The organism is Marinobacter sp. LV10R510-11A (assembly GCF_900215155.1).
GTDB lineage: Bacteria > Pseudomonadota > Gammaproteobacteria > Pseudomonadales > Oleiphilaceae > Marinobacter.
The window spans coordinates 3,138,001-3,158,252 of sequence record NZ_LT907980.1; the positions used below are offsets into that span (position 1 = coordinate 3,138,001).

A 20,252-nucleotide genomic window follows, 5' to 3' on the forward strand; every position below is an offset into this window, starting at 1 on the left:
GGGAATGGAGTTCGGGGAATAATGTCATCTATCGAGTATATGTAATGACGAATATACGCTCTCACAAGGGTACCACGCCAAGTTTCGGAGAACGCGCTCTGGTGGATGCCAGCGCCGTGGTGATCGGAGATGTTAAAACCGGTGACGATTGCTCCATCTGGCCGATGACGGTGGTGCGTGGTGACATGCACAAGATTCGCATTGGCGATCGTTGCAGTATTCAGGACGGTTCGGTGCTTCACATCACCCATGCCAGCGATTATAACCCGGGGGGTTATCCCCTGGTAATTGGTGATGATGTCACCGTGGGTCATAAGGCCTTACTGCACGGCTGCACCATTGGCAGTCGGGTGTTGGTGGGTATGGGATGCATCATTATGGACGGTGCCGTGGTGGAGGATGAGGTGATCGTTGCGGCGGGTTGTCTCGTGCCGCCGGGTAAGACTCTGGAATCTGGTTACCTCTACGTCGGTTCTCCCTGCAAAAAGGCAAGAGCATTGTCAAAGGAAGAGCGCGGATTCTTCGTGTACACCGCCGCAAATTACGTCCGGTTAAAAGATGAGTACCTTATCCAGAAGTAAGGCAATGGTCTGAATAGCAGCCTGGCGCCATATGTTCTGCGGTAGAGAGCCATACTAGAGATCACGCGTTATGCTGTTGCTTTGGCTACTGCTTCTAAACGGTCTGTTTTTAATTCCGGCTCTGGCCATGCCGGGTTCCATGCCTTGGCTATCGGTTGAGGCAGTCGGTCTTTGGGGACTTCTGTACCTATTGCCGGATCGTTATCGATATAACAGCATCACAACGACCCTGGCTGGCATTTACAGCACACTGGCATTTCTGGTTCTGGTGGACGCGCTAGTTCGTGAAAGCTTGGGGCGGGGCCTGAACCTGTACCTGGAAGCCGGACTGCTAGGTGCAGGCTGGAACCTTTTGAAGAGTAACTTGGGCGGGGTGATGGCGACACTGGCTATTTTGCTGCTCGTGGGCCTTCTGGCCGGCTTGGGCTGGTTATTTCGTTTAAGCTTGGAACGTCTTCGACATCACTCCCCGGGAAATATCGGTAAACCGCTGTTGTTGATAACCGGGCTGGCAATTGCAGGCACGGCAACGCCATTGGTCGGAAGCCCAGCGTTGGCATTCATGGCCAATCAGGCTTCCTTGGTGACCCATACCCATCAGGCGACCGTGGCCTTTGCCGAGCAACTCCGGAATCAACCCAAGGCTGGCCAATATCCGCAACCGCTAACACGGCTGGCCGGTAAAGATGTGATCCTCGGCTTTCTTGAATCCTATGGCGTATCCACCCTGATCGACGATCGCTACCGCGCGATGATCGACCAACGCCTGGAATCAATGGCCGAGGAACTCGGCTCGGCAGGCCTGACAGTCGTAACCGGGAGGCTGCAATCGCCTATCCAGGGCGGACAATCCTGGCTTGGGCGCCTCTCGGTACTCAGTGGGCAATGGGTTCATAACCAGCTCGCCTACGAGGCTCTCCTCAGCAGCAACTATCCCACCCTGATCGACGACTTTCGCAGCACCGGCCATAAGACGATGGCGGTGATGCCGGCTATTACCCAAGCCTGGCCCGAAGGCCAACTACTCAGGTACGAGCACATTTACGATCATGACGATATGGATTATCAGGGGCCTCCCTTCAACTGGGTGACCATGCCAGATCAGTATACCTGGCGCTGGTTTCAGGATCTGCGCGAGGAGACGCCTGAGCCACTGTTCGCCGAGCTGGCGTTGATCAGTAGTCATGCGCCATGGGTTCCGACTCTGCCGGTTCTTGAGGATTGGGAAGGCATTGGCAACGGGCAGGTATTCGAGCGCTGGAAGGGTGTGGGAGAAACACCTGTATCACTTTGGCGTGATGCGGACCGCGTCCGTGACCACTATGCCAAGGCAATAGACTATACCCTGACCGTTGCCAGTGGTTTCGCAGCTCGGTACGTAGAAGAGAACACGCTGATGATCATCCTTGGCGATCACCAACCCGCCGCGCTGGTTACACCGTTTCTATCCGGTGAACTGCCAGGATTCCAGCTCGGCACCAGACCCGATCTGCAAACAGCGGGCGCACCCATGAACGAGTTCCGACCGTTTTTGCACCGATATTTTGGCAGTCTTTGAAGGCTGCCTTTTAAGGTTTATCCGATCCACTCACACCCACTCCCTAATTCGTTAATACTGTACTCAGGGCAGTATGTCTACAGGCAGGTCTCCCGTAGAGATGGATTCGTCGCACTCCGGATCGCGAATAGCGATTTCTACCCGGCGGTTCAGTGCACGGTTTTCAGGGGTGTCGTTTGGCGCAAGAGCGTTGGTTTCCGCACGGCCGGCGGCAACCACGCGCTCGGCTGGCACTTGTCGGCTCATGACCAGTTCATGCACTACGGATACGGCGCGCGCGGCAGAAAGATCCCAGTTGGAGCGGTATCGGCTGCTGGAGATAGGCCGGTCGTCGGTATACCCAGAAACCAGTACATCGCCGGTGCAGCCGGCTAATACTCCCACTACCCGTTCAATAATGGGGATCATCTCCGGCTTTATTGATGCCTGGCCAGAGCGGAAGGTGGCTTCCTCCGAAAACCGAATAACCACTTTGTTTTTATCGTAATTGACGCTCAAAGCCCCGGAAGCTACTTCGTTCTCCAGTTCACCGATCATTCGGCTCGCCAGGTCTAACACCCCACCGGATATAACGGTGGTCGCAGAGTCTGGCGCTCGCTCATCGATGAATTCCGGCTCCCGAGCCTGAGATTCGGTAGGCTCAGGCAAGGAGACGGTGTCTGATTCCACCAGGGTGATCGGCGAGCCGCCGATGTCGTCTCCCAGCACGTTAGCAGAACCGAACGCCATGGACATGGAATTGGCCATCGCCTTGTATTTTTCGATATCCATTTCCGCAAAAGACAGCAACAGGATGAAAAACGTCAGCAGCAGCGTGGCAAGATCGGCAAAGGTAACGATCCACGCAGGCGTCTGGTTTCTCTGCCGGGGTTTTCTGTTTTTCCGGATCTGTTGCAAACCTCAGGCCTCCCGCTCCGGCGCCAACCCTGTGCGCTGATCCGGTGTTAAAAACGAGGAGAGCATTTCGGTCATCACTCGAGGGTTTTCGCCGCGCATGATGTTGCGGATGGATGTAATGATCAGAACCTGATTACGGCTTTCATCCTCTGCCTTTAACTGAAGTTTGTCGGCCAAAGGGAGTGCAATCAACTGGGCAATGAAAGCACCGTAGAGAGTTGTCAGCAAGGCAACAGCCATTGCCGGGCCAATGGAGGAGGGATCATCCAGTGAGTTGAGCATCTGTACCAGGCCCACTAAGGTACCCAGCATACCGATAGCCGGCGCAGATTCGCCAATGCCCCGGAATACCCGCTCAGCCACTTCGAGGCGTTCCGCCATCTGCTGAGACTCTTGGGCCAGTGCCTCTTCAACCAGCTCGGGGGGGTGACCATCCACACACAGGTTAATAGCCTTCTGCAGAAACTCATTGCCAGTTTGGTGATTTTCCAGGCCCAGAACGCCCTCCTTGCGCACGACCATAGCCAGAGCCCCCGCTTCGCGGATCAGCTCTGCAGGTCGGTCGACCTTATCGGTAAATGCGGCACTCATAGCCAGACGAAAGGCGCCCATTACCGAGGACATTCGGAATTTTATGAGCGTTACCGCGAAGGTGCCGCCAATAACAATAGCTAGGCCCGGCAGGTTGACAAAGGTGAGGAGCGAAGCGTTTGCCAGCATCGCCAGAATAACAATCAAAATACCGGCGACAAGCCCTACGAGGGTAAGAATGTCCATGCATAGCCCTTATGGATAGTCCCTTACGGATTATTGTCTCTGAGACTGGCCCCATGTGGTGCGCCGTCTCAGTCATCACCTCAGTCGTTACGCAATGCCTCAATAATCGGCGCCGTTTCTGGCCGCACGCCCCGCCACACCCGGAACGATTCTGCAGCCTGTTCAACCAACATCCCCAAGCCATCAAACACCCGCACGGCTCCGTTACCCAGAGCCCACTGATTAAACGTGGTTGTCTGCAAAGAGTACATCATGTCGTAAACAACCGTGCCGGCCGCGATCACATTTGTACAAAGGGGCGGCAGGTCTCCCTGCAGGCTGGCGCTGGTGCCGTTGATAATGACATCAAACGGTTGGTCTGGTTCTTCAAATCCGCAGGCATTCAGAGTGGCCGCACCGGCCTCATCTGCAAACAGTGTAACCAGTGCTTCGGCTTTGGCCACCGTGCGGTTTGCGATGGTTAGGCTGGCGGGCTGTTGTTCAAGCAAAGGGCCCAAAACACCACGCACGGCGCCACCTGCACCCAAAACCAGGATGCGGGCACCTTTTAGCTGAACGCTGTGGTTGGCCAGAAGATCCCGAACCAGCCCGTGGCCATCGGTGTTATCCGCAACCAACTGCCCTTCGCTGTTCCGGTATAACGTGTTGGCAGCACCGGCTTTTTCGGCCCTCTCTGCCCGGCACTCCGCCAGCGCCCAAGCCTGCTCCTTAAAGGGTACCGTTACGTTCAGCCCCTTGCCGCCACCCTCAAAAAACTGGCGAACGGTTCCCACGAAGTCATCAAGAGGCGCCTGAACCGCCGTGTACTCCACCGGCTCGCCGGTCTGGCTGGTGAACAAACTGTGAATTCTTGGCGATTTGCTGTGGTTTATCGGGTGGCCGACCACCGCATAAAGCTCATTGCTCATTACTTACCTCGCTTACTGCGCGTTGCCGGCCAACCAGTCGCGCCCGGTGAGAAAGTGCTCCGTTAGGCGTGCTTCTTCGCTACCCGCATCCGGTACCCGGCTGTAATCCCAGCGCACCAGCGGTGGCAGCGACATCAAAATAGACTCAGTGCGCCCGCCAGACTGCAGGCCAAACAAAGTGCCACGGTCGTATACCAGGTTGAACTCCACATAACGCCCGCGCCGGTAAAGCTGAAAATCCCGCTCGCGCTCACCGTAAGTATGATCCATACGGCGCCGGACAATGGGCTCATACGCCTCAATATAGCTGTTACCCACAGATTTCATCAGCCCGAAATCTTTTTCAAAATCACCGGTGTTGTGGTCGTCAAAGAAAAGCCCGCCAACACCTCGAGGTTCATCCCGGTGCTTCAGGTAAAAATAATCGTCGCACCAGTCTTTGTAGCGGCGATAAGTCTCATCGCCGAACGCAGCGCAGGCATCTTTGGCGGTCTTGTGCCAATGCACGCAATCCTCGTCAAAGCCGTAATACGGGGTTAAATCATAACCGCCACCAAACCAGTAAACCGGCTCGCCATTTTTGGGCGTGGCGATAAAGAACCTTACGTTGGCGTGAGAAGTTGGCACATAAGGATTGTTCGGATGGATCACCAAGGAGACACCCATAGCCTGCCAGGGTGCACCGGCCAAATGGGGGCGATGTGCCGTGGCAGACGCAGGCATGGTCTCGCCCATCACATGGGAGAAATTCACCCCACCTTTTTCGAAGATACGGCCATCGCTGATCACCCGGCTTACACCGCCGCCGCCCTCTGGGCGATCCCAAGCGTCACGAACAAGCTTCGCGCCGCCTTCCAGCGCTTCTAGTCGCTGGCATATAGTGTCTTGCAGGCCAAGCAGATACTGCTTAACCGAATTGCTATCCGGGTGCTGTGGCATGAATTCTCCTAACGAAGCTGCTTACCGCTGACAATATCAATAATACGGCTGGGTTTCTGGTTACCGCCTAAAGCGCCCGGCACAATTTGATCGATTTGGCCCTTAAAATACTCGCGAACCTGCTGTGCGTTAAGCGCTGGCTCTTGCCCGGCGGGATTACAGGAGGTAGAGACCAAAGGCATGCCGGCAACTGCACACAGGGCTTTGACCACCGGGTGTTCGCTGACTCTAACCGCAATTGAATTGTGACTACCACGCACCCAATCGGGAATCTGTTTATTCACATCTGGCAACAGGCAGGTAACCGGCCCGGGCCAATGCCTACGGGCCTCATTCTGAAGAGCTTCAGGCAGGGGGTCGAGCAGAAAACGAATTTGCTCCACAGACGCGGCTACCAGAATCATGCCTTTTTCCATCGGCCGATTCTTGAGCTCAAGAATGCGCGTCACTGCCTGAAGGTTCCAAGGGTCGCACCCAAGGCCCCAGACAGCCTCAGTAGGATAGGCGATAACGCCGCCTTTCAGGATCGCATTGCAGGCAAGCTGTAACTGCTGGTTGTTTATGGGGTTGAGCTCAGGCAATTTTCTGGAAACCTCCAGGGGCAGCACTCACCAACCCATCAAGCTCGAGAAGCAGAAGAGACTGAACAAGCTGGTTGGCCGGAAGACCGGTTGCCGAACACAGTGCATCGGTTGACTGGGGATCATACCCTAATGCCTCAAACACCGCGATTTCCCTGCAGTCTAGAGCACCCAAAACGCTGGCTGCCGGCGCCTCCTCAGTGGCATTTGTGGCTCCTAACACTGGCAAAGCGCTACGGGCCGAAAGTGACCAAGCAGCGCCCAGCTCTTCCAGAATATCGTCTACCTGATCAACCAGCCGGGCGCCTTGCTTGATCAAATCGTGGCAGCCCCGCGCCACTGGGCTGTGGATCGATCCGGGAATCGCAAAAACCTCGCGCCCCTGTTCCAGCGCCAAGCGAGCCGTAATCAGGGAACCACTTTTAAGGCCAGCCTCTACCACCAGAATGCCACGGCTCAGGCCGCTGATAATACGGTTACGCTGGGGAAAGTGAGCGGCTCTTGCAGGCGTACCTGGCGGGTATTCAGATATCACCAGGCCATTCCCGATAACCCGCTCGCAAAGCCGGCGATGCTGGTTTGGGTAAACACGGTCAAGCCCACAGCCAACCACTGCAACGGTGGCGTGCCCAGCATCCAACGCCCCGGCATGGGCCGCACCATCCACACCCAGCGCTAGGCCACTGGTTATCAGTAGGCCCCGTTTACTCAGCTCTGCTGCGAAGCGGCGAGCGTGATCCAGCCCCGCCGGCGTGGCGTTACGACTGCCAATAATGCCGATCTGTTCACGGCTCAGTAGGCTTGAATCACCCCGGACATACAGCACCAATGGCGCATCGTGGATGTGCCGAAGAACTTCTGGGTAATGGGGATGCTGCCAGCTCACAAGTTCGATCGCATGCTGTTCACAGTCCAACAGAATCTGCCGAACGGCCTTTACCACCGTGTTGGCTTCGTCCTGCTGCTGCCAAGCCAAGATTCCCGCCACAGTTTCCCCGTGCAGGCCAAGCGCTTTGAGCGTTGCGGGGTTTCTGGTAAGAAGATCTGTGAGGTCGGGAATGGTTGCGAGCATGGCTCGCCGCCAGGTGCGCCCAAACTTGGGCAAACAGGTGAGAAACAGCCACTGCGCAGAACGAGAGGAAAACAAAGCATCATCCTTGAAAATAACAAAGCCGGGCCTTCCTGGCCCGGCTTTTGATTAACCGGCTATGGGATTTAGGGGTTGGTAACCTTATCGCCAACCGCCAGTGGGCGGGTTGCCTGAAGGATCAGGCCATAGCTCATTTTTTCATACACTTGGAATACCATCAGCAGGCCAGCCCGCTCGGAAGGCAGCTCAACGGTCTCTTTCGTGATGGGGTCACGCACGAAGTTACCGCTTTTAAGAACCGCCATCACGTTGCCGGCTTTCAGCCCTTCGCGACTGCCACGGTTGATGGCCACCACATTGTACTGACCAATCTGGGTAACACCGCTATCCACAGCGATCATTTTGCCTTCCACCTGATCGTCAGGAGAGCTCGGCAAAAAACTGGTGGTAAGGCGTCGATCTTCATTAACCAGCAAACGGTCACCGATGCGCACTTCTTCGCTAGAGCGTGTCAGGTCTACCGTTAAAACATCGCCGTGTTCGGCAGAAACGTCACCGCGAGCAATGCTGCGCGCTTCCAGGCCAAGAAACTCGCCAGTATCCGGATCAACAAATTCTTTGCTGCGACGGAAAACACCCACCTTATCTGCAGGCTTTTTACCGCGGGCATAAAGCCGGTCGCCAGCACCAATAACGATACGGCCGTCTTCACCTTCCAACACATACGGCGCTTCATTGATCAGCTCAGGGCTAACAATGCGGGTATCTGTCAAAAAGCTGCTGATCGCATCCAGGGGGATTGCCGGAATTGGTGTGTCAATCCGCTCAGAGCGCACCTTCGGCGACAACTTCACAATACCGTTGTTGGACGCTACCTTGGTGATGCGGGGCTTGCCATCGACATACACCAGAGCAAGACGATCACCCGGGTAAATCAAATGGGGGTTGGAAACCTGTGGGTTAACGTGCCAGATTTCCGGCCAGTACCACGGATCACTCAAAAAACGTCCCGAAATGTCCCAGAGGGTATCGCCCTTCACAACAGTGTAGCGCTCAGGATGATCAGACCGCAGTTCTGGTGCAGCATGAGCCCAAGAGGTGAATAGCAGCATAGTGGCTGCCAGAGCGTACAGCAGTTTCCTCATTGTCTAAGTCCTTGATCACGTGCCTTGATTCTATGCATTCAGGTAAGGATGCAGCCATTTGCCTGCAGCTTATTACGTTGTTATGCAAGTTACTATAGAAGAAGTCTCGCAAATTGTGATGTTATGTTTTGTTCTTCCAGTAAATTCTATGCCACTTACGAAAGATTTTAACTATTGCCTGATCAGTTTGTACTCAATCGACGATTTGTTGGATAATAGGCTGAACGAGGCGTAACACCGCTTATATTAGTGCGAGAGGAACAATTTGCGCAGTACGCTGTCGCATTTCAGAGATCGCTTTCATACAGTTACAAAAGACAACGTTAAAAGTTAGGCATACGAGCACTATGATACTAGAAATTCTCGAATACCCAGACCCCCGTCTGCGCACCATCGCCAAGCCGGTGGGCGAGGTGACCGACGCCGACCGTACCCTAATCGACGATATGTTCGAGACCATGTACGATGCGCCCGGCATTGGTTTGGCTGCCAGCCAGGTAAACGTTCACAAACAGATCGTTGTGATGGATCTGTCTGATGATAATAGTGAGCCAAGGGTGTTTATCAACCCAACGGTTGAAGTACTGGACGGCGATCTTGAAGCCATGCAGGAAGGCTGTCTCTCAGTGCCCGGCTTTTACGAAGACGTTGAGCGGATAGAGCACTGCATCATCCGCGCAAAGGATCGCGACGGCGCGCCTTTCGAAATCGAAGCCCGGGGTCTTTTGGCGGTTTGTATCCAGCATGAAATGGACCACCTGAACGGCAAACTGTTCGTCGACTACCTGAGCACCCTCAAGCGCAACCGCATTCGCAAGAAGCTGGAAAAGTTTCACAAGCAAAGTGCGTGAACATTGCCTGAAAGGCCCATAAGGATTTTGTAGAAAGAAAGTATCGGACCGGGCCATGGCCCGGTCTTTTCGTATTCAACGAAATAGAGAATCAACACCGTGCGACTCGTTTTTGCCGGCACCCCGGATTTTGCAGCTACCGCGCTCACAGCCTTGCTGGGCACCCACCACACCATCGTGGGCGTATACTCCCAGCCAGACCGGCCAGCAGGCCGAGGCCGCAAACTCCAGCCCAGCCCGGTAAAACAAGTTGCTCTGGATAACGCCATTCCCATATTTCAGCCAGAAAGCCTGAAAACCCCAGAAGCGCAGCAAGAACTGGCAGATCTCCAGCCCGATGTGATGATTGTCGCCGCTTACGGGCTTATTTTGCCCGAAGCAATCTTGGCGATCCCTGCCTACGGCTGCCTGAACATCCACGCCTCTTTACTGCCCCGCTGGCGTGGTGCCGCGCCAATCCATCGCGCCATTGCAGCCGGTGATGAAAACACCGGCATCACCATCATGCAAATGGACAAAGGCCTAGATACCGGCGCCATGCTGCTGAAAACCCAAACCACGATTGAATCGACCGATACCGGCGGCAGCCTTCACGACCGCCTCGCCGACATGGGCGGCAGTGCCGTTGTTGATGCGCTGAACCTGTTGGAGAAGGACGAACTCGGCGGCGAAGTTCAAAATAGTGAACAGGCCTGCTACGCCCACAAGCTCACCAAGGAAGAAGGTCATGTCGATTGGGCCCTAAGCGCATCTACTATCGAGCGCCTAGTTCGGGCCTTCAATCCCTGGCCCGGCACCTACACAGATCTGGAACAGCAACGCCTGCGGATACACGAGGCGAACGCGACCGACGAAAACAGCCAGAAGCCAGCAGGCACCGTTCTGCGACGGGAGCGGGAAGGTATAGATATTGCCTGTGGTACCGGCACCCTACGTGTCACCCGGCTGCAATTGCCAGGCTCTCGCGCCCAAAGCGTGAACGACCTCATTAACGGCGGCAAGCAACTGTTGCTTCCCGGCCAGGAGTTGAACTGATATGGGTGACCACGACCTGCCCATGCGCGCTGTTGTCGCCCGTGTTCTATTGGCAGTGGAAAACGGCGCGTCTCTATCACAATGCCTGCCGCCAGCCCTGCAGAGCCTTGCCCCCAACGAGCGCCCGGCACTTCAGGCGCTTTGCTACGGCACCTGCCGTTGGTTTCACCGCCTCGACAGCGAGCTCAACAGCCGGCTGAAAAAGCCGATAAAGCAACCAGATCGCATTGTTCATCATCTGATGCTGATCGCGCTTTTCCAGTTACGCTTCAGCCAGCAGGCTACCTACGCTGTTTTGAACGAAACCGTGGAGACCTGCCGCGCCCTCGACAAACCCCACCTCACGGGTTTGGTGAATGGTATCTTGCGGGCTGCCGAGCGCGAGGGTGCCCCGGAGCCGGAAAACGACTCCAGCCGCTTCAGTCATCCCGTCTGGATGGTGGAAAAGCTACGCCATAATTGGCCCGACAATTGGCAGCAGATTCTGGAGGCGAATAACGCCCAGGCCCCCATGACACTGAGGGTGAATGCACTACGCTTCAGCCGCGATGAATACTTGGCCCTGTTAAGCGAAGCAGGCATTGAAGCGACCGCCACCCAATTTGCACCGCACGGTATCCAACTCAACCGCCCGGTGCAGGTTGACCAGCTACCCTGGTTTGCCGACGGCGCAGTCAGCGTTCAAGACGAAGCCGCTCAGCTGTGCACCACACTTCTAGATCTGGCGCCGGGACAGCGGGTTCTGGACGCCTGCGCGGCCCCGGGTGGAAAAACCTGTGCCATTCTAGAAAGCCAACCGGAACTAGCCGAGGTGGTTGCCATCGACGAATCTGCCGCGCGTCTGCCCCGGGTTCAGGAAAATCTGGACCGGCTGGATTTGCACGCCAGCTTGCTGCAGGCGGATGCTGCTGACATTGCGCAGTGGTGGGACGGTCAACCTTTTGATCGCATTCTGCTGGATGTGCCCTGCAGCGCCAGCGGTGTGATACGCCGCCACCCGGATATCAAACTGCTACGCCGGGAAACCGACGTTGTGCCACTGGCAGGCATACAGCTCGGGCTTCTAGACGCCATGTGGTCTGTGCTCAAACCAGGTGGGCGCCTGGTCTATGCGACCTGTTCGGTGTTCCCCCAGGAAAACCACCGTATAATCCAACGGTTTCTTAAACAGCAAAATGGCGCCACTCTTATAGATACAGAAGTTCCTTGGGGATGCGACATGGGCGCGGGGCGGCAGCTTCTCCCCGATCCAATCAGCCATGACGGTTTTTTCTATGCCGTACTGGAGAAACCTGAACGATGAAGATTCTGATCCTCGGTGCCGGCCAAGTGGGCGGCACGCTGGCTGAGAACCTGGCCAGTGAAGCCAACGATATAACGGTTATCGACACAGACGCGGTACGGCTCCGCGAACTGCAGGATCGCTTGGATATTCGCACGGTACAAGGCAATGCGTCTTACCCCTCGGTACTGAATAAAGCCAATGCGGATGACGCCCACATGTTGATCGCCGTTACCAACAGCGACGAAACCAACATGGTGGCCTGCCAGATTGCCAAGATCCTGTTCAACACGCCTACCAAAATTAGCCGGGTGCGGGCCAGTGACTACCTCGCCAGCAGCAAAAAGCTGTTCGGCGAAGGCGGCTTTCCAATTGATGTCATGATCAGCCCGGAACAACTGGTTACGCGGCATATCACTCGCCTGATTGAGTACCCGGGCGCATTGCAGATACTGGAATTCTCCAAAGGCCTAGCTAGGCTGGTGGCCATTCGCGCCACCGAAGGTGGCCCGCTGGTAGGTCGCGAACTGTCTTACCTGCGCACTCACATGCCCAAAATTGAGACCCGGGTGGCAGCCATTTTCCGCAAAGATCGCGCCATCATGCCCCGGGGCGATACCGTGCTTGAAGACGGCGACGAGGTATTTTTCATCGCCGGTGCCAATCACATCCGTTCAGTTATGAGCGAGCTACAGCCGCTGGTAAAAAACTATAAGCGCATTTTTATCTGTGGCGGCGGTAACATCGGCCAGCGCCTGGCCCACACCCTAGAAAACCGCTATCAGGTGAAGCTGTTAGAGCGTAACCACGAGCGCTGCGTGCTGCTCTCCGAAACCCTGCGCAAAACAGTTGTGCTTGAAGGCAATGCAGCAGACAAAGACATACTGCTAGAAGAGAACATCGAAAACACCGATGTATTCTGCGCCGTTACCAACGACGACGAAGCCAATATCATGGCTTCGTTATTGGCCAAGCGCCTGGGCGCCCGCAAGGTGTTCACACTGATCAATAACCCAGACTATGTAGATCTGATCCAGGGTGGCGAGATTGATGTGGCGATTTCACCCCAGCAGATCACTATCGGCAGCTTGCTGACTCACGTACGCAGGGGCGACGTTGTAAACGTTTACTCACTGCGCAGAGGCGCTGCCGAAGCCATCGAAGCCATTGCCCATGGCGATCACAAATCCTCCAAAGTGATTGGCAGGCGGCTGGATGAAATCAATCTGCCCCAGGGCGCGACCATTGGTGCCATCGTTCGCCATAACGAAGTACTGATCGCCCACGACCATCTGCGGGTGCAGCCGGATGATCACGTCATCCTTTTCCTGGTAGACAAGTCCAAAGTGCGGGAAGTTGAGAAACTCTTCGCCGTGGGTCTGACGTTCTTCTAATTCAAAATCAAAAGCATAAAGACCCCTTAGAAATACCGCTTTGGCGAGCGTATAATGCGCCATTTTTAGCATGACCCTCTTCCGAGCGAATTGAAGAGCGGCCAAACACAGACCGAATCAGCAGGCAATCGTCGTGACAGACAAGGCAACGAACAGCACAACTCCGGACATCAAGACCTTTCAGGGCTTGATTCTGGCTCTGCAGAATTTTTGGGCGCAGCACGGTTGCGTGGTACTTCAGCCACTGGATATGGAAGTAGGCGCCGGTACCTTTCACCCAGCTACCTTTCTGCGAGCCATAGGGCCGGAAACGTGGAATGCTGCCTACGTACAACCGAGCCGCCGCCCCACAGACGGCCGTTACGGCGAAAACCCCAACCGCCTGCAGCACTATTATCAGTTCCAAGTGGTGCTCAAGCCCTCACCCGATAACTTTCAGGAGCTTTATCTCAACTCCCTGAAAGCCTTAGGGCTTGATCCACTGGTTCACGACATCCGCTTTGTGGAAGACAACTGGGAATCGCCCACGCTTGGCGCCTGGGGTCTGGGCTGGGAAATCTGGCTGAACGGCATGGAAGTTACGCAATTTACCTACTTTCAGCAGGTGGGCGGCCTTGAATGCTACCCGGTTACCGGCGAGCTCACTTACGGCCTAGAACGCATCGCCATGTACCTGCAGAACGTCGACAGTGTGTACGACTTGGTTTGGACCGAAGGTCCCGATGGCGTGGTCACTTACGGCGACGTGTTTCTCCAGCAAGAAGTGGAAATGTCCACCTACAACTTTGAGCATGCAGATACCGAGTTCCTGTTCCAGAGCTTTGACGTCTATGAGCGTGAAAGTGCCCGGTTAATAGCAGCCGGCTTAGCCCTGCCGGCCTATGAGCAGGTTCTAAAAGCCTCTCACACCTTCAACCTGCTAGATGCCCGCCACGCCATCTCGGTCACCGAGCGCCAGCGTTTCATACTGCGCGTGCGCACCCTGGCGCGGGCTGTTGCCCAGGCCTACTTTGATAGCCGTCGTAAGCTCGGATTTCCACTTGCCAAAGAAGGCATCCGCAAGGAAGTGTTGGCCACCGCCGAAGCTGCTAGCAACAAGACTAGCGGCAAGAAAGGCAAAAACGCGAAGCAGGCACAGCAGGCAAAGGGAAAGGCATAATCATGGCAACACAAGATTTTTTGGTTGAACTGGGCGTTGAAGAACTACCCTCGAAAGCACTCAAGCCGCTGTCTGATGCGTTCACTCAGGGCATTGCCAAGGGCCTAGAAGAGGCTGGCATTGCCTTCGGCAAAGTAGAAGCCTTTGCTGCGCCACGACGCCTAGCGGTGCGCATACGGAATCTGGCCGATGCTCAGCCCGACAAGCCCGTTGAAAAACGCGGCCCGGCAGTCAAGGCCGCTTTTGACGATTCCGGCAACCCAACCCGGGCTCTTACCGGCTTCGCCACGTCACTGGGCGTAACCCCCGATCAGCTCGACACTTTGGAAACTGATAAAGGTGCCTGGCTGGTTTATCGCATCGTAGAGCAGGGCAAGCCAACGGTCGATCTGATGCCCGGGCTGGTTGAGCAGTCACTGGCATCACTGCCTATTCCTAAGCGCATGCGCTGGGGCGCGCACCGCACAGAGTTTGTTCGGCCTGTGCACTGGCTGGTTATGCTGTTCGGCAACAAAATCATTGATACGCCCATCATGGGGCTGACTCCGAGCAACAAAACCCGGGGCCACCGCTTCCATTGCCCGAAAACCCTGATCATTCCCACACCTGCGGATTACGAAGTTGTACTCGAGCAGGAAGGCTACGTGATTGCCGATTTCGCCAAGCGTCGCGAGCAGATCCGTGCCGGTGTTAGCGCCCTTGCCGAAGCCGAAGCAGGCGGTAAAGCGGTGATCAATGAGGACCTTCTAGATGAGGTAACCGGCCTGAACGAATGGCCAGTGCCGCTGATGGGCCGTTTCGACAAGCGCTTCCTAAAAGTCCCTGCGGAAGCACTGATTTCCTCCATGGAAGAACACCAGAAATACTTCCACGTGGTGGGTGCCGATGGCGACATGCTGCCGCTCTTTATTACCGTGGCCAACATTGAGAGCAAAGATCCCTCCCAAGTTGTTTCCGGTAACGAAAAAGTGATTCGCCCGCGCCTGGCAGATGCCGCCTTCTTCTACGAAAATGACCGTAAAACCCGGTTGGAAGACCGCATCGAACGGCTCAAGCCAATTGTATTCCAGGACAAGCTCGGCAGCGTTTACGACAAATCCGTTCGAGTCGCGACGCTGGCCAAGAAAATCGCCACTGCGATTGGCAGTGACCCGGCTCTGGCCGAGCGCGCCGCCATGCTGGCGAAGACGGATCTGGTCACCGAAATGGTGCTGGAGTTCAGCGACCTTCAAGGCATCATGGGCCAGTATTACGCAGCCGACGACGGCGAACCCGCCGATGTGGCCAAAGCGATGAACGAGCAGTACCTGCCACGCTTTGCCAAAGACAGCCTGCCCACAACGTTGACCAGCTGCGCGCTCGCCATCGCCGATCGCCTGGATTCACTGGTAGGGCTGTTCGGCATTGGCCAGCCACCTTCCGGTACCCGCGACCCATTCGCCCTGCGTCGGGCCTCTTTGGGCGTATTGCGCATTATCGTCGAGCGCGAGCTGCCGCTTGATCTGCAAACCTGCTGCGAATGGGCAGAAGAAAACTTCACCGGGCTGAGTGCTGAAAATACCGCATCCAACGTTGTGGATTACATGCTGGAACGGTTCCGTGCCCACTATGACGACCAAGGCATTAGTGCCGAGGTGTATCTTGCCGTTCACGCTCGCCGCCCAACCCGCCCGCTGGACTTCGACCGCCGGATAAAGGCCGTGGAAGCCTTCCGCCAGCTTCCAGAAGCCTTAGCTCTGGCCGGCGCAAATAAGCGCGTTTCTAACATCCTAGCCAAACAGGGCGGTGATAGCGTAGGCGAAACCATCAACAGCAGCCTGTTGCAAGATCCCGCCGAGAAGGCCCTAGCAACACAGGTTGAGCAGCAAGCACACAAAGTACTGCCACTGTTTGAGCAGGGCGATTACGCCAGCGCGCTGCAATCATTGGCAAGCCTGCAGGAACCTGTAGACAACTTCTTCAGCGAAGTGATGGTCATGGCAGACGATGAAGCCGTGCGGGACAACCGTCTTGCACTGCTGAACCGCCTGCACAACCTGTTTTTGCGCGTTGCTGACATCTCACTGCTGCCTGCCGTTGGCTGACCCATGCTGATCATCCTCGACCGGGACGGGGTCATCAACGAATACGATGGCAGCTACATCTGCTCTGTGGATGAATGGCACCCCATTCCCGGCAGTATCGAAGCGGTGGCACGGCTATACAAAGCCGGCCACCGACTCGCCATCGCCACCAACCAGTCAGGCGTAGCTCGGGGTTTCTACGGCACCGATGTGCTGGATGGCATGCACGAAAAAATGTCGCGGCTACTGGAAGCCCAGGGCGGCCGTATCGATTTCATCGCCTACTGTCCGCACCACCCGGATGAGCACTGCGGTTGTCGCAAACCTCTCACAGGCCTGCTTGATCAAATCCGCGATCACTTCCACCTAGACACCCTAAAAGGTGCCATTATGGTGGGTGACAGCCGCAAAGATCTGGAAGCTGGGTTTGCTGAAAACTGCCAAACGGCGCTTGTGCGCACTGGCAATGGCGAAGACACCGAACTGGATCTTCAAACCTGCCCAATACCGGGCGCAAAAGTGGTGGTTTACGACACTTTCAGTGCATTTGCGGATGCGGTCTTGTTGGCCGAGGGGCTGGAAAAAAGCGAGTGAAGTCGTATACTAACGGCTGTTAATCGGCGTGTGGCGCAGCTTGGTAGCGCACTTCGTTCGGGACGAAGGGGTCGCAGGTTCGAATCCTGCCACGCCGACCACCGCTTTTTTCCTGCGCATACTCCTCCATCTGTCGATTTTTTTAGCTTTCTTCGACACAGTTAATTGCTATGTTTATCGAATCAACATAGACTCATCTGACTCAATACCTATGTCGAAATGTTAGAGGAATTTGTACATGGCCTGGCGACCGGGCGAGCCGCATAACCTGTTACCCCCTCTTCCACCCGCTAAGGAAAACACCGAAACGGTGGAAATCCTCAAAGCCTGTATCCCTGCACGAGCCGCTTTAGCGGAACTGAAGCAGGCAGGACAACTTATTCTTAATCAGACGCTGCTCATCAACCTGCTGCCACTTCTGGAAGCCAAAGATAGCTCCGAAATTGAAAACATTGTTACCACATCCGACAATCTGTTCCGATATTCACAAGAAGAGCAGGGGGCCGACCCTGCAACTAAAGAGGCCCTTAGGTACCGAACCGCACTTTATGAAGGATTCGTGCAGCTTAAGCATAAGCCGCTATGCACAAACACAGCCGTGGAAATATGCTGCACTCTAAAAGGTGTAAACATGGATATCCGTAAAGTGCCCGGAACCGTTATCGGCAACCAGAATACCGGCAAAACTATATATACCCCGCCCTGCGGTGAGAATGTTTTACGCAACCTTCTCACCAACTGGGAGAATTACCTGCACGTAGAGGACGACCTAGACCCACTGATCAAAATGGCGGTCAGCCATTACCAGTTTGAGGCTATTCACCCCTTCCATGATGGCAATGGCCGGACCGGACGAATACTGAATGTGCTTTACCTCATAGAACAGCAACTGTTGACCTTGCCCATTCTGTACCTGAGCCGCTACATCGTTCAGCATAAAAACGACTACTACCGCTTGCTGACTCATGTGACTCGAACCGGTGACTGGCACGGATGGATCATCTTCATGCTCAAAGGCATAGAACAGGTATCACGCTGGACCTGCGATAAGATCGCAGCCATGCGGGAGCTTATTACTTTGACTGAGGAGCACGTAAAGCAACAGCTGCCAAAGATATACAGCTACGAACTGATACAGATAATTTTTGAGCAGCCGTACTGCCGCATCAGCAATCTTGTGGACAAAGACATTGCCAAGCGCCAGACGGCCTCGCTTTACCTGAAACAGCTAGTTGAGATTGGCGTGCTACAGGAAAAAACAGCCGGTAACGAAAAACTCTTTCTCAACCCGCGGCTGCTGCACCTGATGATCAGCGACAGCAACAAGCTGCAACACTATCACTGAATCCTACAACAACGACTCAATAGGCAAAAACGAGAAAAACGAAACCATCATCCGCTTGATCAACCCGCATGCACCATGGCCACGTCGTTGGCTTCCAAGGAATTGAAAAGCAGAACCCGAACATTACGTTCGGCGGCCCGGTAGCGCACACCCGCTAATGGTCAGCAGTGTGGCTAGAATGATTACCACACCCGGAAAGTGCCGCCTGGGCCTCAAAAACGAGGGTTCTGATTGTTTTTATAACGTGGTTTTCCAACCTGAGATAACACACAACCAAAACAATAATAATCAGTACAACAAGAAAGAGGCTGGTCGAACTGAGAAGGCTCACTTTGCCGCGGGAGTCGGTTACTTTTTTCCGGCTCTTGTTATTGTAGGTACACAATTCTTCGACCATCAGGCCAAGGTGTTTTGCCCTTGACCCAATGTCAGCAACTTAAGACATTTCCCCAAAAATATCATATAATTAGACCTCACCCATCAACAAGGAAATGCCCTATGGAGCGCAATAAAAAACCAACGGTTGACAACCCAACCGAGGTCCTGGCTGAAAATTGTACATAAATTAACCAACCTACTAAGCTGCCCCGATTTTATTGCCCAGCATCGCACCCATCCGAAGCACTTTACCCGCAAACGCCATCTGACCTTCCGCAATCTGATCCTGTTTCTGCTGAATCAGCCCAAAAGCGCCTTGCAAACCGAACTGGATGCCTTCTTTCAGACCCTCAATGGCTCGGCCTTTGAAACCCAAGTGGTCACCGCCCAAGCCTTCAGCAAAGCCCGCCAGAAGCTCAGCGCGTCAGTCTTTGAGGCTCTCAACAGCGCCCTGCATGCCCAGATGGATGAGCTGGGGCTGCACAAGACCTGGCAGGGCCTGCGCCTGCTGGCCGTGGACGGCTCCAGCATGCACTTGCCGCTGGAAGACCCACTGGCCCGGCACTTCGGAACCCACAACGGGTTGCCGGTGGCCCGGGTGTCGGTCCTGCAGGACCTGCTGTCCGATCAGGCTCTGCACACCCTCCTGATCACGCCGGATGTAGATGAGCGGGGCTGTGCCAGCATGCACCTGAAGCATGCTCCTGACCACAGCCTGATTCTGTTTGACCGGGGCTATCCCGCCCACTGGCTCTTTGTTGAGCTACAGCGCTGTGAACAGCAATTCCTGATGCGCCTGACACTCACTCACTCCCGGGAAGTCCGCGCGTTTGTGGATTCTGGAAAAGACGACGACACCGTCTCCATGACGTGCCGATCCCGGTTATCCCGACAGGTCTGTAGGCAGTCCGGTTTAGATCCGGACACACCCCTGCGGATTCGGCTGATCCGGGTGACGCTGCCCACCGGGGAAACGGAAGTGCTGGCCACCTCGCTCCTGGACACCGAGGCCTTCCCCGCCGAGCTCTTTGCCGACCTGTATCACCGGCGCTGGGGCATTGAAACCGACTACCGCCGGCTTAAACAAACCCTAACTCTGGAAAACGTCAGTGGCCGGACGGTCTGTGCCGTACAGCAGGACATCCACGCCTGCCAACTGCTCAAGAACCTGGCCCTGCTGATGCAGGCCCTACAGCAGCCCGACATTGAGCGCAAAACCGCACACCGAAAGCTGGCCTGGAAGGCAAACTTCACCCAGGGCGTATCCCGGCTGAAGCATACCCTCGTCGCCCTGTTGGTGCGCCCCAGCCGCGAGGCCCTGGATAATCTGTGTCGTCTGATTGGTAACAGTCTGAGTGCGGTGCGCCCCGGGCGAAGCTGCCCACGACGCCGAAAACGGCCAGCCGCCAAAGGCTGTGAAGGGTACAAACCGACTCGCTGACCGACACCAAACCTCGACGACGTTTAACAAGATTTCCTGACAGACTGTGCTGGCCACCGGTCGGATGACGCTCGCCCTGAATAGTGCTTAAATCGCTCTGACACACCTGCAAATACACCATTGACGGTCTTTGGAGCTGATTTCGGGTTAGACTCTGATTTTAATCGCCTGTCGATTCAATAATAGGCTGTCTAACGATTGGTAATCTTGGTGACTCAGAGGGTCATGATGGAC

At 55.4% G+C, this 20,252-nt stretch carries 19 protein-coding genes and 1 tRNA gene; 13 read left to right on the forward strand and 7 right to left on the reverse strand.

Annotation, left to right across the window (positions count from 1 at the left end):
- The first annotated feature begins 44 nt into the window (after nucleotides 1-44).
- Nucleotides 45-581 carry a gamma carbonic anhydrase family protein gene (locus tag CPH80_RS15100; RefSeq protein ID WP_096279056.1) on the forward strand — a complete coding sequence of 179 codons (537 nt, stop codon included), beginning with the start codon at nucleotides 45-47 and terminating at the stop codon, nucleotides 579-581.
- 70 nt (nucleotides 582-651) lie between these two features.
- A complete protein-coding gene (locus CPH80_RS15105; protein WP_096279058.1) occupies nucleotides 652-2,139 on the forward strand; it encodes a sulfatase in 1,488 nt (495 codons plus the stop codon).
- Between the two features lie 63 nt (nucleotides 2,140-2,202).
- On the opposite strand, the gene CPH80_RS15110 is transcribed toward CPH80_RS15105, so the two are convergent.
- The 7 genes from CPH80_RS15110 to CPH80_RS15140 form a co-directional block, all read right to left on the reverse strand.
- Nucleotides 2,203-3,036 (reverse strand): flagellar motor protein MotB, encoded by an 834-nt coding sequence (locus CPH80_RS15110; RefSeq protein WP_096279060.1) that lies wholly within the window; start codon nucleotides 3,034-3,036, stop codon nucleotides 2,203-2,205.
- A gap of 3 nt (nucleotides 3,037-3,039) precedes the next feature.
- Nucleotides 3,040-3,813: a motility protein A gene (locus CPH80_RS15115; RefSeq protein WP_096279062.1), complete on the reverse strand. Its 774-nt coding sequence runs from the start codon at nucleotides 3,811-3,813 to the stop codon at nucleotides 3,040-3,042.
- Between the two features lie 80 nt (nucleotides 3,814-3,893).
- The gene (gene aroE, locus CPH80_RS15120; RefSeq protein ID WP_096279064.1) at nucleotides 3,894-4,721 is read right to left on the reverse strand and encodes a shikimate dehydrogenase; all 828 of its coding nucleotides are present in this window, start codon (nucleotides 4,719-4,721) and stop codon (nucleotides 3,894-3,896) included.
- A 12-nt stretch (nucleotides 4,722-4,733) separates the two neighbouring features.
- Nucleotides 4,734-5,660 (reverse strand): oxygen-dependent coproporphyrinogen oxidase, encoded by a 927-nt coding sequence (gene hemF / locus CPH80_RS15125; protein ID WP_096279066.1) that lies wholly within the window; start codon nucleotides 5,658-5,660, stop codon nucleotides 4,734-4,736.
- 8 nt (nucleotides 5,661-5,668) lie between these two features.
- Nucleotides 5,669-6,241 (reverse strand): L-threonylcarbamoyladenylate synthase, encoded by a 573-nt coding sequence (locus tag CPH80_RS15130; protein WP_096279068.1) that lies wholly within the window; start codon nucleotides 6,239-6,241, stop codon nucleotides 5,669-5,671.
- Entirely contained in the window at nucleotides 6,234-7,388 is a 1,155-nt protein-coding gene (gene dprA, locus CPH80_RS15135) for a DNA-processing protein DprA (RefSeq protein WP_096279070.1), read from the reverse strand. Before dprA ends, CPH80_RS15130 begins: the two co-directional genes overlap by 8 nt.
- Nucleotides 7,389-7,456: 68 nt before the next feature.
- A complete protein-coding gene (locus tag CPH80_RS15140; RefSeq protein ID WP_096279072.1) occupies nucleotides 7,457-8,476 on the reverse strand; it encodes a LysM peptidoglycan-binding domain-containing protein in 1,020 nt (339 codons plus the stop codon).
- Between the two features lie 347 nt (nucleotides 8,477-8,823).
- Here CPH80_RS15140 and def point away from each other — a divergent pair, with 347 nt between their 5' ends.
- The 11 genes from def to CPH80_RS15195 all read left to right on the forward strand — a co-directional run bounded on the left by def (nucleotide 8,824) and on the right by CPH80_RS15195 (nucleotide 20,018).
- Nucleotides 8,824-9,327, forward strand: coding sequence for a peptide deformylase (def, locus tag CPH80_RS15145; RefSeq protein WP_096279074.1), 504 nt, complete (start codon nucleotides 8,824-8,826; stop codon nucleotides 9,325-9,327).
- A gap of 99 nt (nucleotides 9,328-9,426) precedes the next feature.
- Nucleotides 9,427-10,362, forward strand: a complete 936-nt coding sequence (gene fmt, locus CPH80_RS15150; RefSeq protein WP_096279076.1) for a methionyl-tRNA formyltransferase — start codon at nucleotides 9,427-9,429, stop codon at nucleotides 10,360-10,362.
- 1 nt (nucleotide 10,363) lies between these two features.
- Entirely contained in the window at nucleotides 10,364-11,665 is a 1,302-nt protein-coding gene (gene rsmB, locus CPH80_RS15155; RefSeq protein ID WP_096279078.1) for a 16S rRNA (cytosine(967)-C(5))-methyltransferase RsmB, read from the forward strand.
- The gene (gene trkA, locus CPH80_RS15160; protein WP_096279080.1) at nucleotides 11,662-13,038 is read left to right on the forward strand and encodes a Trk system potassium transporter TrkA; all 1,377 of its coding nucleotides are present in this window, start codon (nucleotides 11,662-11,664) and stop codon (nucleotides 13,036-13,038) included. The genes rsmB and trkA overlap by 4 nt, the downstream gene beginning before the upstream one ends.
- A 133-nt stretch (nucleotides 13,039-13,171) precedes the next feature.
- Nucleotides 13,172-14,197, forward strand: coding sequence for a glycine--tRNA ligase subunit alpha (gene glyQ, locus CPH80_RS15165; RefSeq protein ID WP_096279082.1), 1,026 nt, complete (start codon nucleotides 13,172-13,174; stop codon nucleotides 14,195-14,197).
- Nucleotides 14,198-14,199: 2 nt separating this feature from the next.
- Nucleotides 14,200-16,281, forward strand: coding sequence for a glycine--tRNA ligase subunit beta (gene glyS / locus CPH80_RS15170; RefSeq protein WP_096279084.1), 2,082 nt, complete (start codon nucleotides 14,200-14,202; stop codon nucleotides 16,279-16,281).
- Nucleotides 16,282-16,284: 3 nt separating this feature from the next.
- Nucleotides 16,285-16,854: a D-glycero-beta-D-manno-heptose 1,7-bisphosphate 7-phosphatase gene (gmhB, locus tag CPH80_RS15175; RefSeq protein ID WP_096279085.1), complete on the forward strand. Its 570-nt coding sequence runs from the start codon at nucleotides 16,285-16,287 to the stop codon at nucleotides 16,852-16,854.
- A gap of 24 nt (nucleotides 16,855-16,878) precedes the next feature.
- Nucleotides 16,879-16,955, forward strand: a tRNA-Pro gene (locus CPH80_RS15180).
- 137 nt (nucleotides 16,956-17,092) lie between these two features.
- Nucleotides 17,093-18,199 (forward strand): protein adenylyltransferase Fic, encoded by a 1,107-nt coding sequence (gene fic / locus CPH80_RS15185; protein WP_096279087.1) that lies wholly within the window; start codon nucleotides 17,093-17,095, stop codon nucleotides 18,197-18,199.
- 178 nt (nucleotides 18,200-18,377) lie between these two features.
- Nucleotides 18,378-18,620 carry a hypothetical protein gene (locus CPH80_RS15190; RefSeq protein ID WP_096279089.1) on the forward strand — a complete coding sequence of 81 codons (243 nt, stop codon included), beginning with the start codon at nucleotides 18,378-18,380 and terminating at the stop codon, nucleotides 18,618-18,620.
- A gap of 126 nt (nucleotides 18,621-18,746) precedes the next feature.
- Nucleotides 18,747-20,018, forward strand: coding sequence for an IS4 family transposase (locus tag CPH80_RS15195; RefSeq protein ID WP_096281666.1), 1,272 nt, complete (start codon nucleotides 18,747-18,749; stop codon nucleotides 20,016-20,018).
- The last annotated feature ends 234 nt before the right edge of the window (nucleotides 20,019-20,252 follow it).

What these genes read in the sequence shown, in the direction of transcription:
- hemF (WP_096279066.1), bottom strand. Translation starts at nt 5,660, where the DNA reads ATGCCACAGCACCCGGATAGCAATTCGGTTAAGCAGTATCTGCTTGGC.
- trkA (WP_096279080.1), top strand. Translation starts at nt 11,662, where the DNA reads ATGAAGATTCTGATCCTCGGTGCCGGCCAAGTGGGCGGCACGCTGGCT.
- gmhB (WP_096279085.1), top strand. Translation starts at nt 16,285, where the DNA reads ATGCTGATCATCCTCGACCGGGACGGGGTCATCAACGAATACGATGGC.
- glyS (WP_096279084.1), top strand. Translation starts at nt 14,200, where the DNA reads ATGGCAACACAAGATTTTTTGGTTGAACTGGGCGTTGAAGAACTACCC.
- CPH80_RS15100 (WP_096279056.1), top strand. Translation starts at nt 45, where the DNA reads ATGACGAATATACGCTCTCACAAGGGTACCACGCCAAGTTTCGGAGAA.
- CPH80_RS15115 (WP_096279062.1), bottom strand. Translation starts at nt 3,813, where the DNA reads ATGGACATTCTTACCCTCGTAGGGCTTGTCGCCGGTATTTTGATTGTT.
- CPH80_RS15140 (WP_096279072.1), bottom strand. Translation starts at nt 8,476, where the DNA reads ATGAGGAAACTGCTGTACGCTCTGGCAGCCACTATGCTGCTATTCACC.
- def (WP_096279074.1), top strand. Translation starts at nt 8,824, where the DNA reads ATGATACTAGAAATTCTCGAATACCCAGACCCCCGTCTGCGCACCATC.
- aroE (WP_096279064.1), bottom strand. Translation starts at nt 4,721, where the DNA reads ATGAGCAATGAGCTTTATGCGGTGGTCGGCCACCCGATAAACCACAGC.
- CPH80_RS15105 (WP_096279058.1), top strand. Translation starts at nt 652, where the DNA reads ATGCTGTTGCTTTGGCTACTGCTTCTAAACGGTCTGTTTTTAATTCCG.
- fic (WP_096279087.1), top strand. Translation starts at nt 17,093, where the DNA reads ATGGCCTGGCGACCGGGCGAGCCGCATAACCTGTTACCCCCTCTTCCA.
- rsmB (WP_096279078.1), top strand. Translation starts at nt 10,364, where the DNA reads ATGGGTGACCACGACCTGCCCATGCGCGCTGTTGTCGCCCGTGTTCTA.
- CPH80_RS15190 (WP_096279089.1), top strand. Translation starts at nt 18,378, where the DNA reads ATGATTACCACACCCGGAAAGTGCCGCCTGGGCCTCAAAAACGAGGGT.